Origin of the sequence: Nocardia sp. NRRL S-836 (assembly GCF_001279525.1) — a bacterium.
GTDB lineage: Bacteria > Actinomycetota > Actinomycetes > Mycobacteriales > Pseudonocardiaceae > Lentzea.
Genome location: NZ_LGDY01000138.1, coordinates 172260 through 197916, shown reverse-complemented (window position 1 = coordinate 197916; position 25657 = coordinate 172260). Strand labels below are relative to the sequence as shown.

Below are 25657 nucleotides of genomic sequence, written 5' to 3'. Positions count from 1 at the left end.
TTAAGCACGCCGCCAGCGTTCGTCCTGAGCCAGGATCAAACTCTCCAATAAGGATTGTGTTGATCGCTCCAGACGGAATATGTCTGGCAATCTGGTCTATCTACTCAAAGGAATACTCCTGACGAGGAGTATTCATATTACTGGCTGTGTTATCGGCACGCTGTTGAGTTCTCAAAGAACACGCGCACACCGCAGTTCATCTCCGCGAGGAGGGAACTTCCGGGGCTGGTGTTGGTCTAGAAGTCTTCCGCCGCGCTCCGTTCCGGTGTTTCCCGGCCCGTTCCGCGCTGGCAGAGAGAAATTTACACGCCGGCCCACCAACATCCAAATCGGGGGTCTCCCACAGCATCGCCGCAGCTCAGAAGCTACGCGGACGGCCCAAACCCGCCAAGATCGACGCACAGTGTGACCGGGACCACGTCGGCAATCTCGTTTGCGGCCCTAGCGGGGTGCGCTGGGCAGGTGCACGGTCACCGACAGCCCACCGGTCGGCACGGCCACTGCCTGCACAAACCCCCCATGAGCGGCGACCGCGGCACGGACGATCGACAGGCCCAGACCGGTTCCCGACTGGCTCGTCCGGTCCTTGACCCCGCGCCGGAACGGCTCGAACAGCTCCTCTACCCGGTCCGGGGCGATGAGCTGACCCGACGACGACACCCGCAGCACCGACCACTGCGGTCCGGTCTCGACGGTGGTCTCCATCCAGCCGTTGACGTGGTTGTGCCGGACGGCGTTCTCCAGCAGGTTGCCGGCGATGCGCTCCAGCAGGGCCGGGTCGCCGACCGCGAGTGCCGGCGCGCACCGGAACACGGTGCGCAGGTGACGTGCCTCGGCCTCCGTGCGCACGGCCTTCCACGCGGACTCGACCAGCGCCGACAGGTCGACGGGTTCGCGCACCGCGAGCCCGATGCCGTCCGTGCGCGCGAGCAACAGCAACGCGGACACCAGCTGTTCGGCGCGCTCGCCCGCCGCGCGCACGACGCCGGCCATGCGGCGGAGCTCCTCGACGTCGGCGTCCGGGTCGGACAGGGTCACGTCCAGCTCCGTGCGCACCACCGAGAGAGGGGTGCGCAGTTCGTGCGACGCGTTGGCCACGAACCGGCGTTGCGAGTCGAAGGCCGCCTCCAGGCGGTCGAGCATCGCGTCGAAGGTGTCCGCGAGCTCCGCGACCTCGTCGCGCGGGCCTTCCAGGCGCAGCCGCGAGCCCAGTGACTCCGCGGACAACCGCTGGGCCGCGTCGGTGACGTCGTGCAGGGGTTTGAGCACGCGGCCGGTGAACGTCCAGGCCAGCACGGCCGCGGCCGCCACCATGCACGCGAACGCGGCCAGGCCCGCCCGCACCAGGTCCTGCCTGGCGGCGGCCGTCAACGCGTCCGTCAACACCGTCACGTCAACATTGACGCCATCAACGTTGACTTGACTGCCACTGGGGAACGACGGCGACGAGTTGAAGACCCGGCCGACCAGCACCCACCCGAGCAGGAGCAGCACAGCACTCACCACCGCGACGAGCGCGGTGGTGAGGAGCGTGATCCGGAGGCGCAGCCCCGGCCCGCGCCGTCGCATGCGTCAGACCTCAGCAGACCCGATCGAAGCGCTCGGCACCCGGTACCCGGAGCCCACCACGGTGTCGATGATGCCCGGCTCGCCGAGCTTCTTGCGCAACGTCATCACCGTGACGCGCACGGTCGTGGTGAACGGGTCGGCGTTCTCGTCCCACACGCGTTCGAGCAGCTCCTCGCTGCTGACGACCGACCCCTTGGCCGCGAGCAGCACCTCGAGGACGCCGAACTCCTTGCGGGTCAGCTCGATCGGCGTGCCGCCCCGCGACACGGTCCGGCGTGCCGGGTCGAGCTCGACGTCCTGGGCGGCCAGCACTGGTGGCGTCGCCGGCGTCGCGCGCCGTGCCAACGCGCGCACGCGTGCGACGAGCTCGGGGAAGGCGAAGGGCTTCGCGAGGTAGTCGTCGGCGCCCAGTGACAGCCCGGCCACGCGGTCCTCGATGGTCCCGCTCGCGGTCAGCATCATGACCCTGGTCAGCGCGCCGGAGCTGAGGATCTCCTTGCAGAGCTCGTCACCGGACATGCCGGGCAGGTCGCGGTCGAGCACGACCACGTCGTACCTCGTGACCGTCGACTTCTCGTGGCCGGTCTCGCCGTCGTAGGCGACGTCCACGGCCATGCCCTCGCGCCGGAGGCCGCGCGCGATCGCGTCGGCCAGCGGCACCTCGTCCTCGACTACCAGAATCCGCACGCCACCAAAGGTGCCACACGCACCTGAGAAGGCGCTTAACGGCACCTTCACAAGCCCTGTCGGGGTTGTCCCCCCGTGGTCGTGGCCGGTCAGGCGCGCTTGGACCGGTCCACCACGACGGTCCCGGCCGTCTGCAACGCCCGCAGCTCCAGCAGCGCCGGGTGCTCCTCGGCCAGCCGGGCCGCGTTGAGCAACGACCGCAGCGCCGCGGTCTCGCCGCGTGCCCGCTCCAGCGCCGCCCGTCCCTCGGACGCCGCGACCAGCTCGGCCAGCGCGGCCCGGCGCAGCTCGGCGGGCATCACGACGTCCCGCACCGCCACCTCGGCCACGGACACGCCCAGCTCCTCGGCACGGGCGGCGACGCCGGCCAGCACCTCGGCCGCGATGGCGGCACGTTCGGTGTCGACGGCTGAGTGTGCGCGCGTGAGTACCGCACCGCGCAGTGCGAGCTGCACGGCCGTGTAGAGCTCCTCTTCGGGAGACGCTGACTCGACCACGAACTTCGTCGGCGAGGACACCACCCACCGCACCACGACGGTCACCCGGACCAGCACGCCGTCGGCGGTCGGCACATCCTGCGCCGCCGGGGTCAGGGTGCGCGGCCGGATGTCGACGCGGTGCAGCTCGGCACGCATCGGCAGCCGGTGCCGTCCCGGCCCGACCTCGCCCACGAGCACGCCACGATCGAACCGGACGCCCCGCTCCCACGGGTACAACGTGTGCCTCATCGTCTCCACCTCCGTCCGGGCAGACCACGACCCCGGCCGGCGGGGAACGGGGCGGGAGTCCGCGGGGGACTCGCAAAGCCCGGTTCCCCCGTGTGCGACCGGGGTCGTGGGTTCAGGGTTCGAACCTGATGCTCCATGGGCACCCAGCACCCGCTTCGATCGCGGAACCCGGCGAGGAAGACCTGCCGGGCCGCCTGTGGCGGGCGCGAGGTGGAGGGTAGCCGGACTACTTGTCCGCCGGCGCGTCGATTTCCACCGGCAGGCACTCCAGGCGAGCGGCCCACTCGGTGACGCGGCGGGCCACGTCCTGCGCGGTGATGCCGCACAGCGCCAGCACCTCGGCGCGTTCGCCGTGGTCGTGGAACTGCTGCGGCAGGGCGATGTCGCGCAGCGGCACCTCGACGTCGGCGTCGCGCAGGGCGGCGGCGAGGCTCGAACCGAAGCCACCGTGGCGGCCACCGTCCTCGACCGTCACCACGAGCTTGTGCGCCGCGGCCAGCTCCACGAGGTCCACCGACATCGGGTAGATCCACCGCGGGTCGACGACCGTGACGCCGATGCCCTGGTCCTCCAGCCGTTGCGCGGCTTCGAGACCGAGCTCACCCAGCGCGCCGACCGTCACCAGCAGCACGTCGCTGCCCGAGCGGCGCAGCACGTCCACCGAACCCACGCGCTCGACGGCGGGCAGGTCGGGGCCGACGGAGGCCTTCGGGTAGCGGATCACCGACGGCGCGTCCGAGATCGCCACGGCCTCGCGCAGCTCCTCGGCCAGCGAGCCGGCGTCGCGCGGCGCGGCGACGTGGATGCCCGGGATGACGCCGAGGATCGACATGTCCCACATGCCGTGGTGCGACGCGCCGTCCGGGCCGGTGACGCCCGCGCGGTCCAGCACCACGGTCACGCCCTGCTCGTGCAGGGCCACATCCATCAGCAGCTGGTCGAACGCCCGGTTGAGGAACGTCGCGTAGACGGCCACGACCGGGTGCAGGCCACCGATGGCCAGACCGGCCGCCGAGGTCAGGGCGTGCTGCTCGGCGATGCCGACGTCGAAGAAGCGCTCGGGGAACGCCTTGGCGAACGCGTCCAGGCCGGTCGGGCCCTGCATCGCGGCGGTGATCGCCACGACGTCGGAGCGCTCGCGGCCGATCTCCACCAGCGAGTCGGAGAACACGTGCGTCCAGGTCCGCTTGAGCGGCTTGACGTTCTCGCCGGTGATCGGGTCGATGACGCCGGTGGCGTGCATCTGGTCGGCCTCGTGGTTCTCGGCCGGCGCGAAGCCCATGCCCTTGCGGGTCACCGCGTGCACGATCACCGGTCCGCCGAACGACTTCGCGCGCTGCAGCGCGGACTCCAGCGTGGCCAGGTCGTGGCCGTCGACCGGGCCGATGTACTTGAGGCCGAGGTCCTCGAACATCGCCTGCGGCGCCAGCGCGTCCTTGATGCCGCGCTTGGCGGCGTGCAGCGCGGCGTAGAGGGGCTTGCCGAAGAACGGCGTCTGCTGCAGCGCGCTCTTGCCCTTCTCCAGCACGCGCTCGTAGCCGGGGCGCAGCCGCAGCGTCGACAGGTGGTCGGCGAGACCACCGATCGTCGGCGAGTAGGAGCGGCCGTTGTCGTTGACCACGATCACGACCGGACGGGTCCGGTCGGCGGCGATGTTGTTCAACGCCTCCCAGCACATGCCGCCGGTCAGCGCGCCGTCGCCGACGACCGCGATCACGTGGCCGCCGGTGCCGCTGAGCTGCTTGGCCTTCGCCAGACCGTCCGCGTAGGACAGCGCCGTCGACGCGTGGCTGTTGCCCTGCACGTCGTGCGGGGACTCCGCGCGTGACGGGTAGCCGGACATGCCGCCGCGCTGACGCAGGTCGTCGAAGCCGTCGCGGCGGCCCGTGACGATCTTGTGCACGTACGACTGGTGCCCGGTGTCGTAGACGATCGGGTCCTGCGGCGAGTCGAAGACCCGGTGCAGTGCCACGGTCAGCTCGACGACGCCCAGGTTCGGGCCGAGGTGCCCTCCGGTCTTGGAGACCTTGTCGACCAGAAAACGCCGGATCTCGTCGCAGAGCTGTGTCAGCTCCGCCTCGGTCATCCGTTTCAGATCAGCCGGTCCGTGCACGGACTCCAGCAGGGTCACCACGCCCACCTCACTCCTCAAGACTTCAGGCCAGTCTACGGAGAGCTGACTGAGACGCAGTGTCAGCCGGTCTCAGGAACGAGCAGCGCGACGCACTCCACGTGGTGGGTCATCGGGAAGGCGTCGAACGCCCGCAGCTCGGCGAGCCGGTACCCCTGAACAGTGAATTCAGCCAGGTCACGTGCCAGTGCGGCGGGGTCGCAGGCGACGTAGACGACCCGCTCGGGACGGCGTCGTGCGACTTCAGCCACAACGATCTTCCCGGCACCCTTGCGCGGCGGGTCCAGCACCACGACGTGGGGGTCCTCGACGGGCAGTCTGCGGGTGACGGCGCGCTCCACCTTGTCGGCCACCCACTCCACCTGGGACATGCGGCGCAGGTTGCGCCGGCCGTCCTCCACGGCACCGGGGAAGGACTCCACGACCAGCACCGATCCGTTTTCGCCGACCTGTCGCCCGAGCACCGACGCGAAGAGGCCCGCACCGCCGTAGAGGTCCCACGCCCGTTGCCCCGGCTCGGCCGCCGCCCACTCCCCCACGACGGACGCGAAGGTGTCCGCGGCGGCCGGGTGGACCTGCCAGAAGCCGTCCGCGGAAATTCGCCACTTCCGGTGGGCGGCGGTCTCGACGGCCGTACCGGTTCCGGCGCGTCGCACGGTGTGTCGGCCGCGCACCTCACCCACATGACGGTTGCCGTCACCGTCTTGGACGATCGTGAGCTCCTGGGCCCGCCACCTGCGGTCTGCCACGGACTCGACCATGCCCGGCCGGCTGATCACACAGTGGTCGACCGGGATCACATCGTGGGAACGCAGGCCGCGGAAGCCCGGTGTCCCGTCGCGGTCGACGGCCATCCGGATGCGGGTGCGCCACTCCAGCGGCCCGCCCGGCAGCGCCTCCACGACCACGTCGCGCTCGATCTTGGCCAGGCGGCTCAGCTGCTCGCGGACGACGTGGGCCTTCAGCTCGCGCTGCGCGTCCCACGAGACGTGCTGGAAGTCGCAGCCGCCGCACTTCCCCGGCCCGCTGAACGGGCACGGCGGCTCGACGCGGTCCGGTGACGGCGTCAGGATCCGCACGGCGTCCGCACGGCAGAACGAGCCGCCGTTGTCCTCGTAGACCGAGGCGATGACGCGTTCACCAGGCAGTGCGTGCCGCACGAACAGCACGCGTCCTTCGTGGCGTGCGACGAAGTGCCCGCCGTGTGCGACCGGCCCCACCTCCACTTCGAAACTCTGTCCGGTCCAGTCTTCTTTGGCCACGTTCACCGGTCGTCCAGTCCCCTTCGGACAGCTCCTGGCGCGATGACGTCCTTGTCACGGACCTTCGACGCCGATGTGAGCTGCCACGGCACGCTCGTCACCATCACGCCCGGCTGGAACAGGAGCCTGCCCTTGAGCCGCAGCGCGCTCTGATTGTGCAGCAGCTGCTCCCACCAGTGCCCGACGACGTACTCGGGGATGAACACCGTGACGACGTCGCGCGGGTTGTCCGACTTGACCCGCTTCACGTAGTCGAGGACCGGCTTGGTGATCTCGCGGTAGGGCGACTCGATCACCTTCAGCGGGACCTTGAAGTTCTCCCGCCCCCAGTCGGCCACGAGCTTGCGGGTGTCGCCGTCGTCGACGTTGACCGTGACGGCCTCCAGCACGTCCGGGCGGGTGGCCTTGGCGTAGGACAGCGCCCGCAACGTCGGCATGTGCAGCTTGGACACCAGCACCATCGCGTGGTTGCGGGCCGGCAGCGTGCGCACCCGCTCCTGCTGGCGCAGCTCCTCGGCGACGGTGTCGTAGTGCTTGCGGATCGCCGTCATCAACGCGTAGATGGCGGCCATCGCCGCGATGGCGATCCACGCGCCCTTCGTGAACTTCGTGATGAGCACGATGATCAGCACGGTCGCGGTCAGCACCAGGCCGAAGGTGTTGATCGCCTGCGAGCGCCGCATCCGGTTGCGCGCCTGCACGTCGGTCTCGGTCTCCAGCAGCCGGTGCCAGTGCTTGATCATGCCGAGCTGGCTGAGCGTGAACGACACGAACACGCCGACGATGTAGAGCTGGATCAGCCGGGTGACCTCGGCGTCGAACGCGATCACCAGCACGACCGCGAACCCGGCGAGGAACAGGATGCCGTTGGAGAACGCGAGCCGGTCGCCGCGGGTGTGCAGCTGGCGGGGCAGGTAGCGGTCCTGGGCGAGGATCGAGCCGAGCACCGGGAAGCCGTTGAACGCGGTGTTCGCGGCGAGCACGAGGATCAGCGCCGTGACCGTGGTGATGAAGTAGAAGCCCGGCGGGAAGTTGTCGAACACGGCGTGCGCGACCTGCGCGACCATCGTCTTCTGCTCGTAGCCGGGGGGCGCGTTCGTGATCTGCCGGTCCGGCGACTCGGCCATCCGCACGTCGGTGAGCTGGGCCAGGACGATCAGGCCCATCAGCATCACGACCGCGATCAGGCCCATCATCAGCAGCGTGGTCGCCGCGTTGCGCGACTTGGGCTTGCGGAACGCCGGCACGCCGTTGCTGATCGCCTCGACACCGGTGAGCGCCGCGCAGCCCGACGAGAACGCGCGCAGCACCAGGAACACGAACGCCAGGCCCATCAGGTGGTCGGACTCGGCGTGGATCTCCAGGCCGGAGCTCTCCGCGCGCATCTCGTCACCGAGCACGAACCCGCGGAACAGGCCCCAGCCGATCAGGGCCATGATGCCGATCATGAACGCGTAGGTGGGGACCGCGAACGCGCTGCCGGACTCGCGGATGCCGCGCAGGTTGATCGCGGTCAGGATGATGATCGCCGCGACCGCGAACTCGGCCTTGTGCGTCGCGACGAACGGGATGGCCGACCCGATGTTGGCCGCGGCCGCCGAGATCGACACCGCGACGGTGAGGATGTAGTCCACGAGCAGCGCGCTCGCGACGGTGAGCCCCGCCCTGCGGCCGAGGTTGACCGTCGCGACCTCGTAGTCACCGCCCCCGGAGGGGTAGGCGTGCACGTTCTGCCGGTAGCTGGCGACCACGGTCAGCATCACGACCACGACCGCCACACCCACCCACGGTGCCAGCGTGTAGGCGCTCAGGCCCGCCACCGACAGCATCAGGAAGATCTCCTCCGGCGCGTACGCGACCGACGACATGGCGTCGGAGGCGAACACGGGCAGGGCGATGCGTTTGGGCAGCAGCGTGTGAGCGAGACGGTCACTGCGGAACGGCCTGCCGACGAGGAGGCGCTTGGCAGCGGTGGCGAGCTTGGACACGGCCAGAGCGTAAGGGGTCCGCTCACCGGGACGGGCTAATGCTCGGTAGGTTCTGCGCAGAGTTCGCCTGAGGAGGCATTCCGTGCACGTGGTGATCATGGGTTGTGGGCGGGTGGGGGCGTCCCTGGCCAAGGCCCTGGAACGGCTGGACCACCAGGTCGCCGTGATCGACAAGGACACGCAGTCGTTCCGCAGGCTGGGCGGTGACTTCCACGGCCAGCAGGTCGTCGGGAACGGGTTCGACCGCAACGTGCTGATCGAGGCGGGCGTGGAACGCGCCGGTGCCTTCGCGGCGGTCTCCAGCGGCGACAACTCCAACATCATCTCGGCGCGGGTGGCCAGGGAGACGTTCGGCGTGGAGCACGTCGTCGCCCGCATCTACGACCACAAGCGCGCCGCGGTGTACGAGCGGCTGGGCATCCCGACGGTGGCGACCGTGCCGTGGAGCACGGACCGGTTCCTGCGGATGCTGCTGCCCGAGGGTGCGGCGACCGCGTGGCGCGACCCGTCCGGCACCGTGGCGGTGCTCCCGGTCGAGGTCAACGAGGGCTGGGTCGGCCGCCCGGTGTTCGAGCTGGAGGCCGCCCTGGGGGCGCGGGTGGCGTTCCTGATGCGGTTCGGCACGGGCGTGCTGCCCGACGCCAAGACCATGGTGCAGGCCGACGACACCATCTACGTGGCGGCGTTGTCCGGCACGGTCACCGACGTCGCCGCGGCGGCGCTGCAGGTCCCGGAGGAGAGCTGATGCGGATCGCGATCGCTGGTGCGGGCGCGGTGGGGCGGTCCATCGCGCAGGAGCTCGTCCAGGACGGGCACCAGGTCATGCTGATCGAACGGGACCGGGCGCACTTCGACCCGAACTCGGTCGAGCAGGCCGAGTGGGTGCAGGCCGACGCGTGCGAGCTGTCCTCTCTTGAGGACGCGGGCATGCAGCTGTGCGACGTGGTCATCGCCGCGACCGGTGACGACAAGGTCAACCTGGTGGTGTCGCTGCTCGCGAAGACCGAGTTCGCCGTGCGGCGCGTCGTCGCGCGCGTGAACGACCCGACGAACGAATGGCTCTTCACCGAGTCGTGGGGCGTCGACGTCGCCGTGTCGACGCCGCGGTTGCTCGCCGCGATGGTCGAGGAGTCGGTGACCATCGGCGACGTGGTGCGGCTGCTGACGTTGCGGCAGGGGCAGGCGAACCTCGTGGAGATCACGCTCGACGAGTCCACGCCGTTCGCGGGCCGTGCGGTGTCGGAGCTGACGCTGCCGCGCGACGCCGCGCTGGTGACGATCCTGCGGGGTGGCCGGGTGATCGTGCCGCAGCCGGACGACACCCTCGAAGGGGGCGATGAGCTGCTGTTCGTCACGACCGCGGCGGTCGAGCAGGACATCAAGTCCGCGCTGGGCTACTGACCACCGGACGCGTCCTGGCCGGGTGTGCTCCGGTCAGGGCGCGTTCCAGTACTGGTTGCCGCCGCCGTGGCAGTCCCACAGCTGCACCGAGGCGCCGTTCCACCAGTTGGAGCCCGCGATCTCGACGCACCGGTTGCCGTACTGCCAGCTGCGGATGCGCCCGACCTCCTCCGGCCGTGACGCCGGCCGGTAGAAGAGCTGGCCGGCGGGGCTGTCCGGCTGGCAGTCGTACAGCTGCAGCTGGGCGCCGTTGTCGAGGTTGCCCCAGGCGGCGGTGAGGCATCTGCCGCCGTCGTGGTTGCGCAGCCTGAGGCTGTCCCAGTACCAGAGCTGGGTCGCGGCGTTGCGGCAGTCGACCATGAGCACGCCGGCGCCGTTCTGGCCGGTGGCGGCGGTCAGGCAGCGGCCGTTGTAGCGCGAGGTGACCTGGAACGTGGTCGGGGCGGCCCCCGCCGAGGCGGTCGTGGTCGCGAGGATCCCGCCCGCCACGAGGGTGAGCGCCGCGAGCACCGCTGCACCGCGCTTGGTCGTCATGGGCTTGAGGAGTGTCATGCGGTCCCGACGCTCGCCGTGCCCGGCTTGATACACCGTTGGGCGAAATTCGCCGCACGCCCGGTCGTTCCGGTATCTGCGGAGCGGAACCGAGCACTTACCAGCTGTGAGCGATCAGTTGCCCCTGGTCGGGCGCGAGGGCGAGCTGCGGGCGGCGGCGCGGGCGCTGGCCGTGGACGGCGCGGTGCTGCTGTCGGGGCCTCCCGGGGTTGGCAAGACGCGCCTGGCGGCGGAGGTCCTCGCCGCCACGCCGCTGCCCGTGGCGCGGTGCTACGCCACGGTCGCCACCTCGCGGATTCCGCTCGGGGCCCTCGCCGCGCACGTGCCAGCCGACCTGCCCGCGGGCCCGGCCGGTCCCGGTGTGGTGCCCGCGGCGTCGATCCGCTCCGCGGCCGACCACCTCGCGGGCGGCGGGCGCCGGGTGTTGTCGATCGATGACGCGCATCTGCTCGACGACACGTCGTTGTCGGTGTTGCAGCACGTCGTGCGCCACGGGCTGACGCGCGTGATCTGCACGGCACGGCCGGGCTGGGAGCTGGAGGGGCTGACGGTCGTCGCCGTCGACGCGCTCGACCGGGAGCACGCGGACACGTTGCTCGCGACCGCGCTGGGCGGGCCGGCCGACGCCTCGACGCGGCGCCTGGTGTGGGCGAACAGCCAGGGCAACCCGTTGTACCTCAGGGAGCTCGTCGCGGCGGGGCGGCACTCGGGCGCGCTCACCGGCCGCGAGGGCGGCTGGCACTGGGGCGGGCCGCCGGAGCTGTCCGGACGGCTCGCCGAGCTCGTCGACCTCACCCTCGGGCGGCTCACCGAGGCGCAGCGCCGGGCGTTGGAGCTGCTGGCGTACGGCGAACCGCTCGAACCGGAGCTGATGCCGCCGCCGGAGGACCTCGTGGACATGGGGTTCGTGCGGGTGGGAGACGACGGGCGTGCGCGCGTTGCCCATCCGCTGTACAGCGCACGGCTGCGAGCGACCTGTCCGACGTTGCGCGCGAGAGCGCACCGCCGGGCGTTGGCCGACCGGCTCGAAGCCGGTGGCGCGGCACGGCCCGGTGACGCCGTGCGGATCGCCACCTGGCGACTCGACAGCGGCACGGCGGAGTCACCGGACGTGCTCGCGCGGGCGGCCGAGCAGGCGCTCGCCGCGCAGGACTGGGAGCTGGCGGAACGGCTTGCGCGGGCCGCTACGACCCGTGGCGCGCAGGGGCGGGCAGGGCTCGTGCTCGGTCTTGTGCTGATGTACCGGCGTCAGTGCGCACAGGCAGAGGAAGTGCTCGCCGCGACGATGGCGGCGGGCGGCGACATGGCGTCGTTGGTGCAGATCGGCTGTACGCGCGCGTTCAACCTGTTCTTCGGCCTTGGTGACGAAGAGGCCGCTATCGCTGTCATCGACGAGGTGACCGTGGCGGACCTGCCGGTCGAGCTGGAGCACGCGGCCCTGTTCGTCGGCCTGGCGTTCGCGGTGCAGGCGGCGCCGGTGCGGGTCGCGCGGCTGGGCGGGGAGCTGCTGGCCGCCGAGGGGGGCTGGGCGGCGGTCGCGGGACGGCTGGTGCTGGCGTTCGCCGACCGGTTCAGCGGCCGCTACGCCGAGGCGGTCGCGCGGGTCGAGGCCGACCACGAGGCGGTCGTCGCGGCGGCAGGACAGTTCCCGTCTCTGGTGCACGCCGCGAACGGGGTGCGCGACGAGAGCGTCCTGCGCTCCGGAGACCTCGCTACCGCCGAGGAACGAGCCGCGCGGGCACTGGCGCAGCTGATCGAGGAGGACCGCTGGCCGGCCACCCAGGTGCCGCCTCGGGTGGTGCTGAGCCAGAGCGCGCGCCTGCGTGGACGGGCCGCGGCGGCCGTGCGGATCACCACGGAGGGCATTCCCGAGTCGAACGTGCTGCCGATGCTGTGGGACGTCCTGCTGCTGGCCGAGTTCGCCGCGGGGGCCGCGTTGCTGGGGCAGACCGACCGTGCGGAACGGGTGCTGGCGCGGGCCGAGGCCGGGTTGCGGCCCCCGTGGCGGATCGCGCGGCTCGCCGTCGGTGCCGCACGGTCGTGGGTGCTCGCGGGTGCGGGGCGGGTCAACGAGGCCATGCAAGCCGCGTTGAGCAACGCCGCCGCCGCACGGGCCCACGGCGCGCACTCCGAGGAAGTCGCGTCGTTGCACGACGCCGCACGCTTCGGTGCCGACACCTCACCCCGTTTGCTGGAGCTGGCGAAGTCGCGGAAAGACCCTCTCACGACCGCGTATGCCTCTCACGCGCAGGCGCGCGCGTTGCGTGACCCGGCGGGACTGGAGGAGGTGGCGACGGCGTTCCTGGCGTGCGGTGTCACGTTGTTCGCTGCCGAAGCACTCGCGGAGGCGAGCCGGCTGTCCCGGCTGCACGACCGGCCCCGTGAGGCGGACCGGCTGGAACGGCAGGCTTCCGCGCTCGCCGAGTCGTTCGACGGCGCGACCACGCCGGGCCTGGTGGTGACGAGCACGCTCGTCGCGCTGACGCCGCGCCAGCTGGAGATCGCGCGGCTGGCCGTGGCGGGACTGACGAACGCGGAGATCGCCGACCGCCTCGCCATCGCCAAGCGCACGGTCGACAACCACCTGCACACGACGTACGCGGCAGTGGGCGTGACCGGGCGGGGTGGGCTGCGCGCACTCTTCGGCCAGGGCTGATGCGCACCCTCGCGAGCCCGGGTCGGACGTTCCCCGGCGCACCGGGTACCGGGTGGCCGTTCGCGGGCAGGCGGCAGGATCTCGCGGACGTGCTGTCCGCGCTCACCGGGCCGGGTGCCGCGCTCGTCGGCCCGGCCGGGGTGGGCAAGACCCGGTTGGCCGCCGAAGTGGCGCAGCGCCTGGAGGGTTCCGGTGTCACGGTGTGGTGGTGCCGTGCGACCGTTGCGGCGTCAGGGGTTCCGTTCGGGGCGATGGCCGCGGTGCTGCCCGCGGACATGCGGACCGCGAACCCCCTCGGGCGTGCGGTCGAGCATCTGCTCGCACAGCCGGCACCGCTGGCCATCGTCGTCGACGACGCCCATCTGCTCGACGACGCGTCCATCGGCCTGCTGCACAACGTGATCCGGCACGGGCACGCACGTGTCCTCATCACCGCACGGCCGGGTGGGCGTGCCGAGCTGTGGCAGGAGGGACTGCTGCGGCGCTGCCCGGTCGGCGAGCTGTCTCGTGCGGAGTCCGACGAGCTGCTGGAACGTCTTCTGGGCGGCCCGGTGGACAACCGGTCGGCGCGGATGCTCTGGGCGGGCAGCGCGGGGAACCCGTTGTACCTCGGGGAGCTCGTGCTCTCCGGGCACGCGGCCGGTGTGCTGCGGGCGCACGACGGCAGCTGGTCGTGGCACGGCCCGATCGAGCTCGGCGGGCGGCTCGCCGAGCTCGTGCGGGCGGACCTCGGTGACCTGGAGCCGGTGGACCTGCACGCGCTGGAGCTGCTCGCCCACTGCGAACCGGTGGAGCTGGACCTGCCGGCGTCGCTGGTGCGCGACGAGACGCTGGACGACCTCGAAACCCGCGGGTTGATCCGGTTCACGTCGTCAGGGAACCGGACCGTCGTGCGACTGGGGCATCCGTTGCACGGCAGGTTCTTCCGTGCCACATGTCCCCCGTTGCGCGCGCAGTCACACCAACGCGCGCTGGCCGCAAGTCTGGAGGCGATGGGCGCACGTCGTCGCGACGACCTGATGCGCATCGCCGCATGGCGGCTCGGCGGCGGTGCGCCGCTCTCGTTGGACCTGCTGACCACGGCCGCCGAACAGGCATGGGCCGTGCGGGACGTTCCGCTCGCGGAGCGCCTGTGCCGTGCTGCCGCCGACGCGGGCGGGCTGGGCCGGATCGGGCACGTGTGGGGTCAGGTGCTGCGGTGCGGGCGGGCACCGGACGCGGCCGAGGTGGCGCTGGCGGAGGCCATGACCGGGCCGCTGGCGCCCGCCGACCTGGTGCGGCTGGGCGTGGTCAGGTCCGTGAACCTGCACTTCGGCCTCGGTGACGTCCCGGCGGCAGCCGCCGTGCTGGACGCGGTCGACGTGCCCGGTCTGCCGGACGACCTGCGCGACCGGTTGAAGGTCGTCCGGACCACGGCGGAGGTGCAGCACCGGCACGTCGCCGTCGCACTGGCGAGCACTTTTCAGCCCGTGGCGCCGCATCTGACCGTCTACATGCGACGGAACCGTGCGTTGTGCCTCCTGCACGCGGGTCGCTATCGCGATGCTGAAGCGGAGATCACCGCCTGCGAGCAGGCATCCGCACCGGCGCCGCACACCGGCACGCTGCTGATGCGTTGCTTCTCCCTCGCGTTCGGCGGTCGTCTCGCAGAGGCCGACGAGCTGGCGTCGAGCCTCCACAGCACACTTGCCGACGAGCCGCGTTGGACGTTCACCGCCTCGGCGCTCTACAGCGTGTTGTCGCACTGCGCGCGCATGCGCGGACACGGCACGCAAGCCGTGCGGCTGGCTCGTGAAGGCGTTCCGGCGCCTCATGAAGCTCCGCTGTTCTTCGACGCGGTGGTCCTCGCGGGCCTCGCCTGCTCCGCCGCCCTCACCGGTGACACCACCCTGGCCGCCGCGGCACTGGCGCGCGCCGGAAGGGCGCGCCGCCCCGCCTGGCGCATCACCGGAACCTCGGTCTCGCGCGCCCGCTCGTGGGTGCTGGCCGGAGCCGGTGACGTCCGCGGCGCCGCCGACGCCGCCATGACCGCCGCCGACGAGTGCGCCGAGCTCGGTCTGCACAGCGGTGAGGTCATGGCCCTGCACGACGCCGCCCGTTTCGGCGTCAACACGGCACGGCGCCTGACCGCACTCACGTCCACAATGGACGATCCGATGACCGCGGCCTACGCCGCACACGCGACCGCGCTCGCGCGCGCCTCACCCACCGCGCTGGAGGCCGTGGCGGCGGATTTCCTGCACGTGGGCGCCACCCTGTACGCCGCGGAGGCCCTGGCGTCCGCCGCCCGCCTGCACCGCCTCCGTGGCAACGCCCGCGCGGCCTCCCAGGCCTCCGCCCGCCAGGCCCTGCTGATGCGCGGCTTCGACGGCGCCCGCACCCCCGCCCTGAGCGAGACCGGCCTCACCCACCTGACCCGCCGCCAGGCCGAGGTCGCCCGCCTGGCCACGGCCGGTCTCACCAACCAGCAGATCGGCGAGCGGCTGCACACCTCGAAGCGCACCGTCGACAACCACCTGTACGCGGTCTACGGCGTGCTCGGCATCACCGGCCGCGGCGAGCTGCGGACCGTGATCGGCGGACGCTGAGCACACGGCGCGATCAGGCCGACCTCAACCGTGAGCCCGGCCGCACGGGGAGCGCGGCCGGGAGCTCAGTCCACGCACCCGAGCAGCTTCCGCTGTCCAGAGCCACCCGCCAACGGCTCCGGGCCGGACCTCAGCCAGGCCCGCCGCGCGTGGGAGCCGTGACCGTCGGCCCCGACGTGCAACACGACCAGAAGCTCAGCCCACACACCCGAGCAGCTCCCGTTGTCCAGAGGTACCCGCCAACGGGACCGGGCCGGACCTCCGTGAGGAGACCCGGCCCGGACTCGAAACAGTGGTCGTTCGCCGGCGTCAGTCGCGGGACCTGTCGCGCGACTCCTTCTCGACGGTGCGCTGGAGCTCGTCCATGTCGGGCGTCAGCAGGTCGTCGGCCGTGCGGGCGAGGACCTCGTCCGCCTCCGCGGCGAGCCTGGCCTCCTCTTCGGCTTCCTCCGCGGCCTTCAGGCGCTTGTCGGCCCTGCGGACGGCCCAGACGGTGGCGAGCAGGGCGATGGCCATCAGCGGGTAGCCCATGCCGAGGCGGGCGACGGCCAGCCAGCCGACCTGGTCCTCCTCGTAGAGCCAGCGCTGCACGATGAAGCGCGCGAAGAAGACGAGGGCCCAGACGAAGGTGGCGATGTCGTAGTCGCGGACCGAGGCCTTGTCGGCACGCCAGGAGCGGTCCCTGCCGTTGAGGAACGTCCAGATCACGCCGGCCAGCGGCCAGCGCACGATGATCGACAGCAGGAAGGCGCTGCCGTAGACGACGCTCTGCCAGATGCCGAACAGGAAGAAGCCCTTGGCCTCACCGGTCTTGTAGGCGATGAACGCGGCGATGCCGACGCCGAAGACGGCGGAGATCGCGGGCTGGACCGTGCCCTTGCGGACGGCCAGCACCACGCCGATCACCACGGCCGCCGCGAGGGCGCTGATGATCGCGGCCATGAGGTTCTTGGCGGCGAAGTTGACGATCACGAAGACGACGACGGGCAGCGAGGAGTAGAGCATGCCGCTCACTCCGCCCATCTGTTCGAGGACGGTGGGCTGCTTTTCTTCGGTCTTGGCTGAAGTCATGAAGCGGTCTGCAACTCGTAATAGGGGTTGTAGAGCACCTTGCGCCCGTCGCGCACGGCGATGCGGCCACGGGCCTTGATCGTGCGGCCCGGTTCGATGCCCGCGATGCGACGGCGGCCGAGCCAGACGAGGGTGACGCCCTCGGTGCCGTCGTAGAGCTCCGCTTCCAATGTGGCGGCCGCGTCCCGCGGGCAGAGCTCCACGCTGCGGAGCCTGCCGAGGACGGTGACCTCCTCACCGGACTTGCAGTCGCAGGCTTTCACCGCGCCGACGGCCTCCGCTTTTCGCGACAGGTCGTCCGCGTCGAGCTCGGCGACATCGCTGGTCAAGCGACGCACCAAGCGGTGCCAATAGCCGCCCATCCCCGACTCCTGCAGTGCTCAGGTGGCCCGTGGTGTGGACCGTCTGACAGTGAGGGTACGCAGGAGGGCCGACAATCTCGGCCGTGCCTGTCGAGACAGTTCTCCTGCTGCCCGGCACCGCCTCGGACGCGGTGTTTGTCCGTTCCGTGTTCGCCGACCCGTTGTCGCAGGTCGGAGCCACTTTTGACGCTCCACACGTTCGTACACTCAGTGAACGGTTGACGGCGCTCGAAAATGCCCGGACAAGCCACCCGATCGTGGTCGGCGGCGTCTCGCTCGGGGCGCACGTCGCCGCCGCGTGGGCGGTGCGCAACCCGGACCGGTGCGCGGGACTCGTGCTGGCGCTGCCGGCCTGGAGCGGCGCACCCGACGGCGCACCCGCGGCGCTCGCGGCCAGGGCGAGCGCGCAGGTCGTTGCCGCACAAGGGATCGACGCGGCGCTCGCGGGCACGTCCGGCTGGCTGCGCGACGAGCTGCACCGCGCCTGGCACGGCTACGGCGACCAGCTCGTGCCGCACCTGCTGGAGGCGGCCGAGTCCACCGCCCCCACCCTGGAGGAGCTCAAGACCCTCGACGTGCCGACGGGGATCGTCGGGTGCACCGACGACCCCGTGCACCCGGTCGAGGTCGCGCGGGCGTGGGCGGACGCCCTCCCGCGCGCTGTCCTCGTGACGACGACGCTGGCCGCCTACCCGCACGCGCTGGGGCGTGCGGTGCAGGCGTGGCAGGAAGCGAAGGCGCGCTAGCGGTGTGGCGGTACTAGCCCTGCTGGATCTGCCGGGCGATCGCCTCCGGCAGCTCGACGGGCAGCGGGGTGCGGGGCGGCATCGGCTGCTCACCGCGCACGACCACGGTGCCGCGGATCATCTCGCGCAACGCCTCGGCGTTCTGCGCGAAGTGCTCCTCGGGGCCGGCCGCGACGCCGCGCAGCATCCAGCGCGGGCCGTCGATGCCGACGAAGAGGATCTGCACGCCCTGGTTGCGCGCGGTGATCTCCTCGCCCCACTCGCCGTTCTCGCGGTTGATGCGGGCGCCGTCCTCCTTGAGGCCGACGATCAGCTCGGCGCCGACCTCCTTCCACAGGCCGCCGGACTTCGGCGCGGCGAACGCGCTCACGGTCAGCTGGCCGACGGGAGTGAGGATGTGCACCGCGCGCACGGCACCGGTCTGCTGGTCCATCTCGACCTGCAGCTGGGCCTCGTCCGGCATCGGCAGCAGCACCGAACCCAGGTCGAGCCGCTGGACGTCGTCCTTCGGCGCGACCGTCGAGTCCCACGGGCCTTCCGCGTCGTCGAGGAACTCGTCGTTCTCCAGGCCGGCGTCGACCCCGCCCGCGGAGTGACGACCGCGCTTGCGGCGCCTTCCGAACATCCCTTACCCCTCGGTCTCTGTGAGTGCTGTGCTGGCGAGCACCACGTGCCCGCCGGTCGAGCCGTAGCCGCCCGCGCCGCGTTCCGTCTCCGGCAGCGCGGTGACCTCGCGGAACACCGCGTGCTCGACGCGTTGGACGACGAGCTGGGCGATCCGGTCGCCGCGCGAGAGCGCGATCGGCTCACGCAGATCATGGTTCACGAGGCAAACGCGGATCTCACCGCGGTAGCCGGAGTCGATCGTCCCCGGCGTGTTGACCACGCTCAACCCCACCCGCGCGGCGAGGCCGGAACGGGGGTGCACGAAACCGGCGAACCCCGCGGGGAGCGCGATCGCGACACCGGTGCCGACCACCGCGCGCTCGCCTGGTGGAATGACCACGTCCGACGTGGTGACCAGATCGGCGCCCGCGTCGCCGGGACGGGCGTAGGCGGGCACGGGAACCCCCGGATCGAGCCGGGTCAGCAACACCTCGACGCTGGACACGGCGGCCGAGATTACCCTGACGACGTGAGTGAGACTGCCGTGACCGCCACTACGACCCACCGCGAGCGCCTGTACGTGACGTGGTGGTTCTGGCCGCTGCCGCTGCTGGCCGCCGTCCTGCTGGCCGCCGAGGTGCACATGGGTTTCCCCGGTGTGCGGTCCTGGCTGCCGTACGCCGTCCTGCTGCCGCTGACGCTCGTCCTGATCGTGCGCATGGGCTCGACGAAGGTCGAGGTGTCCGGCGGTGAGCTGCGGGTGGGCGAGGCGCACATCCCGTTGTCGCTGCTGGGCGAGGTCGAGGTCATCGGGCCGGACGGGCGGCGTGCCGCCATGGGCCGTGAGCTCGACCCGGCGGCGTTCGTGCTGCACCGCGGCTGGGTCAAGCACATGGTGCGCGTGCGGGTGACGGACCCCGAGGACCCGACGCCCTACTGGCTGGTGAGCACCCGGCACCCCGAGCGGCTCGCCGCTGCCCTGAAAGGCTGAAGTTCAGCGGTGCGGTGAAGACACAACTGGGCGCCACCCGTGCGGGTGAGCGCCCAGTTCGTCACCGGCGGCTTCCGGACTGTCCGTCAGCCGCGTGGCTCAGGCACAGTCGCGGCAGATGTACACGCCGTTGTTGTCCTCGGCAAGCCTGCTGCGGTGGTGCACCAGGAAGCACTTCGAGCAGGTGAACTCGTCGGCCTGCTTGGGCAGCACCTTGAACGTGAGCTCCTCGCCGGACAGGTCGGCGCCCGGGAGCTCGAAGTTCTCCGCACTCGCGTCCTCGTCGACGTCGACGACGCCGGACTGCGTCTCGTTCCGCCGGGCCTTCAACTCCTCGAGGGAGTCCTCAGCGAGTTCGTCCGCCTCGCTGCGACGCGGCGCGTCGTAGTCGGTCGCCATCTTCTTCACCCCTGCGGTCTACGGAGACTGTTCGTGTCGCTGGTTAACGCTCCAGCGCCCTCTTTTGTGCCCCACGTCAAGGTGACGTAGGTCTCTCTCACCCGGTGGCAAGCCAACCCCCTCGGCGTGACCGTTGGCTTGATCCACATGTGTGCGGAGCGCGCAGAGGGTAGCTCATTGTCGGAGTGCCCCGGCATCGGGTTACCCCTTACCGACCGGACGGGTGACACAACCTTTCTACGCTGGACCGATAGGCTGTGCGGGAGCACCTTCGGCTCGGCGTGCAACCTCGCTCCGTGCCGGTACCGTCCTGACTGAGAGCGATCGGGCCGGTGCACTGGGTCACGTGCGCCGCGGCGCGCGTCAGCCGGGCAAGGCCTACGCTCATCACAGGGTTGGAACACGGGGAGGGCTTCGGACGTGGGACCCGCATCGGGAAGCTTGACGCCGTACAAGCGGCGCCGTCCGATACCCGCACTCGTCCTGTTCACGGTGCTGCTGGTCAGCTCCGTCTTCGTGTGGGTGAAGGTGCTCGGCACCGCCGGTGACGTGGACGCGGCCATCAAGTGCAACGCGCCCGGCCACACGACGACGGTCGACCCGGCCGCCGCCGCGGCCGCCCCGCCGGCGGCACCCCCGCCCGCGCTGGGCACGGTGCTGGAACACAACGCGCTCGACCGCACGAACCCGGTTCCGGTCGGTGACGTGAACTTCCGGGTGGTGAACGCCTCGACGCAGCGCAACCACGCGAAGGCCGTCGCGGTGATGCTCGCCGATCTCGGCATGAAGCAGGCGGGGGAACCGGGCAACGACCCGCTCTACCCGGCCGGCGACATGAACTGCCGCGGCCAGATCCGCTTCGGCGCGCCGGGCGCGCAGGCGGCGCGGACGCTGTCCCTGGTCGAACCGTGCCTGGAGCTGGTGCGCGACGACCGGCAGGACGCGACGGTCGACGTGTCGGTGGGCAAGAAGTTCGACGAGGTCAAGCCGAACAGCGCCGCGCGCAAGGTCCTCGACCAGCTCAAGGAGTGGGCCGAGCAGCAGCCCGAGCAGCAGGGCGGCCAGGTCGCCGAGCCGAACCCGCCGACGCTGAACGCCGACAACGTGGCCGCCGCGCGCGAAGTGACCTGCTGAGGCTTTCCGCCCCGTGACCGGCCGGGCGCCGCTCCCTCGCGCTCGTGGCCGTCGACGGGTGGGTGAGCACGTCCTCTGGCAGGACGTGCCGGCGCACGCAGCACGGTGACTGAGTCAACCCTGATGTTGACCCAGTCAACCCGCGCAGCAGTACCGCACCGTCACCGTGCCTCAGACCTTGCCGAAACCGGACTCGGCCAGTGCCGCGTACATGGCGTCGGCGACACCGGGCGCGGCCGCGAACGTCGCTTCCTGCCCCAGCTCCGGCGCCGTCCCCGGCAGCCGCACCACCGCACCCGCCTCGGCGGCGATCAGCGCGCCCGCGGCCCAGTCCCAGCGACCCAGCTCGTGCTCGGCGTAGGCGTCGAGGCGACCGGCGGCCACCGAGCACAGGTCGAGCGACGCGGCACCGGCGCGACGCATGTCACGCACCCGCGTGGACATGGCGGCCCAGGCCTCCGCCTGCCGCTGACGGCGTTCCGGGCGGTAGGCGAAGCCGTAGCCGAGCAGGGACAGCGACAGGTCCGTGGCCGCCGACACCCGCAGCGGCGAGCCGTCCAGGAACGCGCCGTGCCCGCGTGCCGCGGTCCACATCCGGCCGGTCGCGGGTTCGAAGACCGCTCCCGCGATCGACTCGCCGTCGAGCTGCGCGGCGATCGACACCGAGTACCAGGGGATGCCGTAGAGGTAGTTCACGGTGCCGTCGATCGGGTCGACGACCCAGGTCAGGCCGGGCAGGACCGAGCCGCCCTCCTCCTCGCCGAGCACCGGTTCACCGGGCCGGGACTCGGACAGACGCGTCCGAACGAGTTGTTCCGAGGCGCGGTCGGCGGCCGTCACGACGTCGGTGGAGGTGCTCTTGGTGTCGAACGACACGACCGCGGAGGCGCGCATGCGCTGAACGAGAGCGCCCGCCTCCCGTCCAATGGCCGCGGCGATGTCGACGAGCGGCCGGGGATCCATCACGACCGGTTCCCTCCTGCGTCACTAGCACGGGACTATCGGACAACGTCAGGCTAATGTCTGCGAACCACGTTTACTGAATCGAGTAGGAAGGACCACGGGGATGGGCATCACCCGCGGGTTCGGTGTGGACATCGGCGGCTCCGGCATCAAGGGCGGACTGGTCGATCTCGAGGCCGGCGCACTGGACGGCGAGCGCATGCGGATCCCCACGCCCCAGCCCTCGACCCCCGACGCGGTGGCGGACGTCGTCGCCGAGATCGTCGAGAAGTTCCAGTGGGACGGGCCGGTCGGCGTGACGCTGCCGTGCGTCGTCAAGCACGGCGTCGCCCTCAGTGCCGCGAACGTGGACAAGGGCTGGATCAACTGCGACGCGGGCGCGTTGTTCGCCGAGCGCCTCAAGCGCAGGCCGGAGGACGTCGTCGTCATGAACGACGCGGACGCCGCCGGCCTCGCGGAGATGTCGTTCGGCGCCGGGGTCGGCAAGGCCGGGACCGTCGTGCTGCTGACGTTCGGCACCGGCATCGGCAGTGCCGTGTTCCTCGACGGCAAGCTCGTGCCGAACACGGAGTTCGGCCACCTCCAGGTCGACGGCCACGACGCGGAGTCGCGTGCGGCGGCGTCGGTGAAGGAGGACAAGGGCCTGTCCTGGGAGGAGTGGGCGCCGCGGGTCTCCCGGTACGTCAACGTGCTGGAGGACCTCATCTGGCCCGACCTCGTCATCGCGGGCGGTGGCGTGAGCAAGAAGGCGCACAAGTGGTTGCCGTTGCTCAAGGTCCGCACCGAGGTGGTCGCGGCGGCGCTGAAGAACGACGCGGGCATCGTCGGCGCCGCGTGGGCGGCCGCGCACGGAATCCGGCCGTAACGGGTAACCGACACCGAAACGTGTCCGTCTCTCTCGACTGGTTCTAGCTGCGAGAACGCAGGTGGGGGCGCCTCGAAAAGGCTCGGGGCGCAACACCGCGTCACGGACGTCGTTACAATGGAACGCACACCCGCCAATCAAGATCGGCGGGGAGATCCCCTGAACTCTGGCGACCGAGGTTTCGCGCCCTCTGGTCAGCCTTGAACGACCGTCGCGAAAGGGCGTACGTGGCAGCCGCAGAAACCGCAACCCGACGCTCCAGCTCCGCCGCGAGCGCCGCCAAGACCACCAAGTCGACCGCGGCCGGCGAGGCCGAGGAGACGACGAAGCGCAAGACGACCGCTGCGGCAGCCAAGAAGCCCGCCGCAGCCAAGGCCGCCGGCGCCAAGACGACCCGCGCTCCGCGCAAGGCCGGTGCCAAGGACGCTCCCGCCAAGGGTGCGACCAAGAAGGCCGGCGAGGGCGACGAGCCGGAGGACCTCGAAGGCGCACCCGGTGAGGGTGACCTGGAGGACGTCGAGCTGGTCGACGAGCCGGTCGTGGACGAGCCGGAGGAGGCGGAGGACCCCAAGAACGAGGGTGACTTCGTCTGGGACGAGGAGGAGTCCGAGGCCCTGCGCCAGGCGCGCAAGGACGCGGAGCTCACCGCGTCGGCCGACTCCGTCCGCGCCTACCTCAAGCAGATCGGCAAGGTCGCCCTCCTCAACGCCGAGGAGGAGGTCGAGCTGGCCAAGCGCATCGAGGCCGGTCTCTACGCCGCCGAGCGCGTGCGCCGCTCCGAGGAAGAAGCCGAGAAGCTCACCCCGCAGCTGCGCCGCGACCTGCGCTGGATCGTCCGCGACGGCGAGCGCGCCAAGAACCACCTGCTCGAGGCGAACCTGCGCCTCGTCGTGTCGCTGGCCAAGCGCTACACCGGCCGCGGCATGGCGTTCCTGGACCTGATCCAGGAGGGCAACCTGGGTCTGATCCGCGCTGTCGAGAAGTTCGACTACACCAAGGGCTACAAGTTCTCCACGTACGCCACCTGGTGGATCCGGCAGGCGATCACCCGCGCGATGGCCGACCAGGCCCGCACCATCCGCATCCCGGTGCACATGGTCGAGGTCATCAACAAGCTGGGTCGCATCCAGCGCGAGCTGCTGCAGGACCTGGGCCGCGAGCCCACGCCAGAAGAGCTCGCCAAGGAAATGGACATCACGCCGGAGAAGGTGCTGGAGATCCAGCAGTACGCGCGTGAGCCCATCTCGCTGGACCAGACCATCGGTGACGAGGGCGACAGCCAGCTCGGTGACTTCATCGAGGACTCCGAGGCCGTCGTCGCGGTCGACGCCGTCTCGTTCACGTTGCTGCAGGACCAGCTGCAGTCCGTGCTCGCGACGCTGTCCGAGCGCGAGGCGGGCGTCGTCCGGTTGCGCTTCGGCCTCACCGACGGCCAGCCGCGCACGCTCGACGAGATCGGCCAGGTCTACGGCGTGACGCGCGAGCGCATCCGGCAGATCGAATCCAAGACGATGTCGAAGCTGCGTCACCCGTCGCGCTCGCAGGTCCTGCGCGACTACCTCGACTAGGTCTTACCCGGTCATACGCAGGAGGCCCCGCACCGGTTCGGTGTGGGGCCTCCTTTTTTGCGCACGCGCCGAGCAGCGCGCGCGAAAGTTGAGTACCCCGGTACTCATGTGCTTCCGGCGCACAGGCGACACCATCAGTGTGTGGCTGTGCCGCTGGGGTGCACAGGGGCGGTTCCGGAGACCGGAACGAGGGGGAACAACGATGGGAAGGTCTGTCCTCGAAGGGGCGTTCACGCTGCTGGACAAGCTCGTGGACGAGGGCGAGCTGGGACTCACGCAGCTCGCCGACCGGTGTGCGATGCCGAAGACGACGGTGCACCGCCTGCTGGAGCAGATGGAGGCGCTGGGCGCGGTCGAGAACGTGCGCGGCCGCTACCGGGTCGGCGCACAGATGTTCCGGCTGGGCCAGGCGTGGGAGCCGGTGCCGGGGATCCTGCGGGTGGCGCGGCAGCCGTTGCGGGCGTTGTCGGCGACGATCAGGACGTCGGCGATCCTCGCCGTGCCGCGGCGGGACCGGGTGCTGGTGGCCGCGGCGAGCATCGTGCGGGCCGAGGACGTGACGCGGCTGCGGCCGGGCGCCACGGTGCCGGCGGGCATGGTGTTCGTCAGCGCGCCGGTGCGGACGCCGACCAGTGCCGTCGTCGGAACGGTGTCGGCGGTGCTCGACAACGGCCGCAGCGCCACCGCCGTGCGGGAGGCGGTGGGGCATGCGGCACGGGCGATCAGTGCCGCGCTCGCGAGCTGACACGGCGTGCGCGAGGCGTTTTGATCACGGTCGCGCGTCCGAATCGTGGGACGTTCGTGACCTGTTCGCTGCGGGCGGACAAGAGCAACCGATATCACACTCCCGGCTGCACGCAACCGACCGAATGGCCCGAAGGCACTGCCCCACCAGCACGTTTTCGGTTGCTCCCGGTACCTGTCAAGCCGGTGAACCGGTGGCGAACTCATGTGTGAGCCTGCGACAAGCGGGTAAATCCCGGAGTGACGCGAGTCGCCACGCACACGGGAACACTGACTAACGCCAGAACGTCTGTCAGAGTGGAGCCAGCGAGCACCGCGCACCAATCCAGGGGCGCAGTGGTCGCAGCTTGGTAAGAGGGCACCGGGACACTTCGTTCCGATGCTGGGACGGAGGGAGATTCATCATGACTGCAGCACTCACCCGCCCCGAGTTGACCGCTGCCGACCGCTGCGACCGCTGCGGGGCTGCTGCCCAGGTTCGCGCTTTGCTCCCGTCCGGGGGCGAGTTGCTGTTCTGCGGGCACCACGCCCGGGCGCACAGTGAGAAATTGCGCGAACTCGCTGCTGAGATTCAGCAGGGCTGACTTCCACCCCACCTAGCCGCTTGGGGCGGAGATCCTCCTGGGATCTCCGCCCCCTTCGCTTT

At 70.9% G+C, this 25657-nt stretch carries 24 protein-coding genes; 11 read left to right on the top strand and 13 right to left on the bottom strand.

The genetic code is table 11. The features are described 5' to 3' along the window. Nucleotides 1–441: 441 nt before the first annotated feature. From ADL03_RS38420 to ADL03_RS38395, 6 genes are all read right to left on the bottom strand, one after another. Nucleotides 442–1569 carry a cell wall metabolism sensor histidine kinase WalK gene (locus tag ADL03_RS38420; protein WP_053738532.1) on the bottom strand — a complete coding sequence of 376 codons (1128 nt, stop codon included), beginning with the start codon at nucleotides 1567–1569 and terminating at the stop codon, nucleotides 442–444. 3 nt (nucleotides 1570–1572) lie between these two features. Further along, entirely contained in the window at nucleotides 1573–2256 is a 684-nt protein-coding gene (locus tag ADL03_RS38415) for a response regulator transcription factor (RefSeq protein ID WP_053738531.1), read from the bottom strand. Nucleotides 2257–2345: 89 nt separating this feature from the next. Next, nucleotides 2346–2984: an SPFH domain-containing protein gene (locus ADL03_RS38410; RefSeq protein WP_053738566.1), complete on the bottom strand. Its 639-nt coding sequence runs from the start codon at nucleotides 2982–2984 to the stop codon at nucleotides 2346–2348. Nucleotides 2985–3210: 226 nt separating this feature from the next. Beyond that, complete coding sequence (gene dxs / locus ADL03_RS38405; RefSeq protein ID WP_197289024.1) at nucleotides 3211–5109, bottom strand: 1-deoxy-D-xylulose-5-phosphate synthase; 1899 nt, start codon at nucleotides 5107–5109, stop codon at nucleotides 3211–3213. Between the two features lie 68 nt (nucleotides 5110–5177). Next, nucleotides 5178–6377, bottom strand: coding sequence for a class I SAM-dependent RNA methyltransferase (locus ADL03_RS38400; RefSeq protein ID WP_157529650.1), 1200 nt, complete (start codon nucleotides 6375–6377; stop codon nucleotides 5178–5180). 2 nt (nucleotides 6378–6379) lie between these two features. After that, nucleotides 6380–8365: an APC family permease gene (locus ADL03_RS38395; protein ID WP_053738529.1), complete on the bottom strand. Its 1986-nt coding sequence runs from the start codon at nucleotides 8363–8365 to the stop codon at nucleotides 6380–6382. 82 nt (nucleotides 8366–8447) lie between these two features. Here ADL03_RS38395 and ADL03_RS38390 point away from each other — a divergent pair, with 82 nt between their 5' ends. Both ADL03_RS38390 and ADL03_RS38385 read left to right on the top strand, forming a co-directional pair. Beyond that, complete coding sequence (locus tag ADL03_RS38390; protein WP_053738528.1) at nucleotides 8448–9110, top strand: TrkA family potassium uptake protein; 663 nt, start codon at nucleotides 8448–8450, stop codon at nucleotides 9108–9110. Further along, a complete protein-coding gene (locus tag ADL03_RS38385; RefSeq protein WP_053738527.1) occupies nucleotides 9110–9766 on the top strand; it encodes a TrkA family potassium uptake protein in 657 nt (218 codons plus the stop codon). Before ADL03_RS38390 ends, ADL03_RS38385 begins: the two co-directional genes overlap by 1 nt. Nucleotides 9767–9799: 33 nt before the next feature. Here ADL03_RS38385 and ADL03_RS38380 read toward each other — a convergent pair whose 3' ends face one another. Further along, nucleotides 9800–10318, bottom strand: coding sequence for an RICIN domain-containing protein (locus ADL03_RS38380; protein ID WP_082373836.1), 519 nt, complete (start codon nucleotides 10316–10318; stop codon nucleotides 9800–9802). Nucleotides 10319–10424: 106 nt separating this feature from the next. Here ADL03_RS38380 and ADL03_RS38375 point away from each other — a divergent pair, with 106 nt between their 5' ends. Both ADL03_RS38375 and ADL03_RS38370 read left to right on the top strand, forming a co-directional pair. Further along, entirely contained in the window at nucleotides 10425–12974 is a 2550-nt protein-coding gene (locus tag ADL03_RS38375) for a LuxR family transcriptional regulator (protein WP_053738525.1), read from the top strand. Next, a complete protein-coding gene (locus ADL03_RS38370; protein WP_053738524.1) occupies nucleotides 12974–15562 on the top strand; it encodes a LuxR family transcriptional regulator in 2589 nt (862 codons plus the stop codon). Before ADL03_RS38375 ends, ADL03_RS38370 begins: the two co-directional genes overlap by 1 nt. Before the next feature lie 309 nt (nucleotides 15563–15871). Here the strand turns inward: ADL03_RS38370 and ADL03_RS38365 are convergent, their stop codons facing one another. Both ADL03_RS38365 and ADL03_RS38360 read right to left on the bottom strand, forming a co-directional pair. Then, complete coding sequence (locus tag ADL03_RS38365; protein ID WP_053738523.1) at nucleotides 15872–16633, bottom strand: DUF3159 domain-containing protein; 762 nt, start codon at nucleotides 16631–16633, stop codon at nucleotides 15872–15874. Then, nucleotides 16630–16995, bottom strand: coding sequence for an OB-fold nucleic acid binding domain-containing protein (locus ADL03_RS38360; protein WP_053738522.1), 366 nt, complete (start codon nucleotides 16993–16995; stop codon nucleotides 16630–16632). The genes ADL03_RS38365 and ADL03_RS38360 overlap by 4 nt, the downstream gene beginning before the upstream one ends. Nucleotides 16996–17213: 218 nt before the next feature. Between ADL03_RS38360 and ADL03_RS38355 the strand changes: the two genes are divergently transcribed. Beyond that, nucleotides 17214–17741 (top strand): alpha/beta fold hydrolase, encoded by a 528-nt coding sequence (locus ADL03_RS38355; RefSeq protein ID WP_304438822.1) that lies wholly within the window; start codon nucleotides 17214–17216, stop codon nucleotides 17739–17741. A 13-nt stretch (nucleotides 17742–17754) separates the two neighbouring features. On the opposite strand, the gene ADL03_RS38350 is transcribed toward ADL03_RS38355, so the two are convergent. Together ADL03_RS38350 and dut are read right to left on the bottom strand one after the other, a co-directional pair. Beyond that, on the bottom strand, nucleotides 17755–18366 hold the full coding sequence (locus tag ADL03_RS38350; RefSeq protein WP_053738520.1) for a DUF3710 domain-containing protein: 612 nt from the start codon (nucleotides 18364–18366) through the stop codon (nucleotides 17755–17757). A 3-nt stretch (nucleotides 18367–18369) separates the two neighbouring features. Beyond that, nucleotides 18370–18852, bottom strand: coding sequence for a dUTP diphosphatase (gene dut / locus ADL03_RS38345; RefSeq protein WP_053738519.1), 483 nt, complete (start codon nucleotides 18850–18852; stop codon nucleotides 18370–18372). A 24-nt stretch (nucleotides 18853–18876) separates the two neighbouring features. Between dut and ADL03_RS38340 the strand changes: the two genes are divergently transcribed. Next, nucleotides 18877–19338 carry a DUF3093 domain-containing protein gene (locus ADL03_RS38340; RefSeq protein WP_053738518.1) on the top strand — a complete coding sequence of 154 codons (462 nt, stop codon included), beginning with the start codon at nucleotides 18877–18879 and terminating at the stop codon, nucleotides 19336–19338. Nucleotides 19339–19437: 99 nt separating this feature from the next. Here the strand turns inward: ADL03_RS38340 and ADL03_RS38335 are convergent, their stop codons facing one another. After that, nucleotides 19438–19737: a DUF4193 domain-containing protein gene (locus tag ADL03_RS38335; protein ID WP_030464829.1), complete on the bottom strand. Its 300-nt coding sequence runs from the start codon at nucleotides 19735–19737 to the stop codon at nucleotides 19438–19440. A 441-nt stretch (nucleotides 19738–20178) separates the two neighbouring features. Between ADL03_RS38335 and cei the strand changes: the two genes are divergently transcribed. Next, nucleotides 20179–20871 carry an envelope integrity protein Cei gene (cei, locus tag ADL03_RS38330; protein WP_197289011.1) on the top strand — a complete coding sequence of 231 codons (693 nt, stop codon included), beginning with the start codon at nucleotides 20179–20181 and terminating at the stop codon, nucleotides 20869–20871. Between the two features lie 171 nt (nucleotides 20872–21042). Here the strand turns inward: cei and ADL03_RS38325 are convergent, their stop codons facing one another. Then, on the bottom strand, nucleotides 21043–21834 hold the full coding sequence (locus ADL03_RS38325) for an inositol monophosphatase family protein (RefSeq protein WP_053738516.1): 792 nt from the start codon (nucleotides 21832–21834) through the stop codon (nucleotides 21043–21045). Between the two features lie 103 nt (nucleotides 21835–21937). Between ADL03_RS38325 and ppgK the strand changes: the two genes are divergently transcribed. From ppgK to ADL03_RS50015, 4 genes are all read left to right on the top strand, one after another. After that, nucleotides 21938–22699, top strand: a complete 762-nt coding sequence (ppgK, locus tag ADL03_RS38320) for a polyphosphate--glucose phosphotransferase (protein WP_053738515.1) — start codon at nucleotides 21938–21940, stop codon at nucleotides 22697–22699. A gap of 227 nt (nucleotides 22700–22926) precedes the next feature. Beyond that, nucleotides 22927–24267, top strand: a complete 1341-nt coding sequence (locus tag ADL03_RS38315) for an RNA polymerase sigma factor (protein WP_053738514.1) — start codon at nucleotides 22927–22929, stop codon at nucleotides 24265–24267. A gap of 202 nt (nucleotides 24268–24469) precedes the next feature. Continuing rightward, nucleotides 24470–25012 (top strand): helix-turn-helix domain-containing protein, encoded by a 543-nt coding sequence (locus tag ADL03_RS46165; protein ID WP_197289010.1) that lies wholly within the window; start codon nucleotides 24470–24472, stop codon nucleotides 25010–25012. 403 nt (nucleotides 25013–25415) lie between these two features. Continuing rightward, nucleotides 25416–25595: a hypothetical protein gene (locus tag ADL03_RS50015; RefSeq protein ID WP_231642793.1), complete on the top strand. Its 180-nt coding sequence runs from the start codon at nucleotides 25416–25418 to the stop codon at nucleotides 25593–25595. Nucleotides 25596–25657 lie beyond the last annotated feature (62 nt).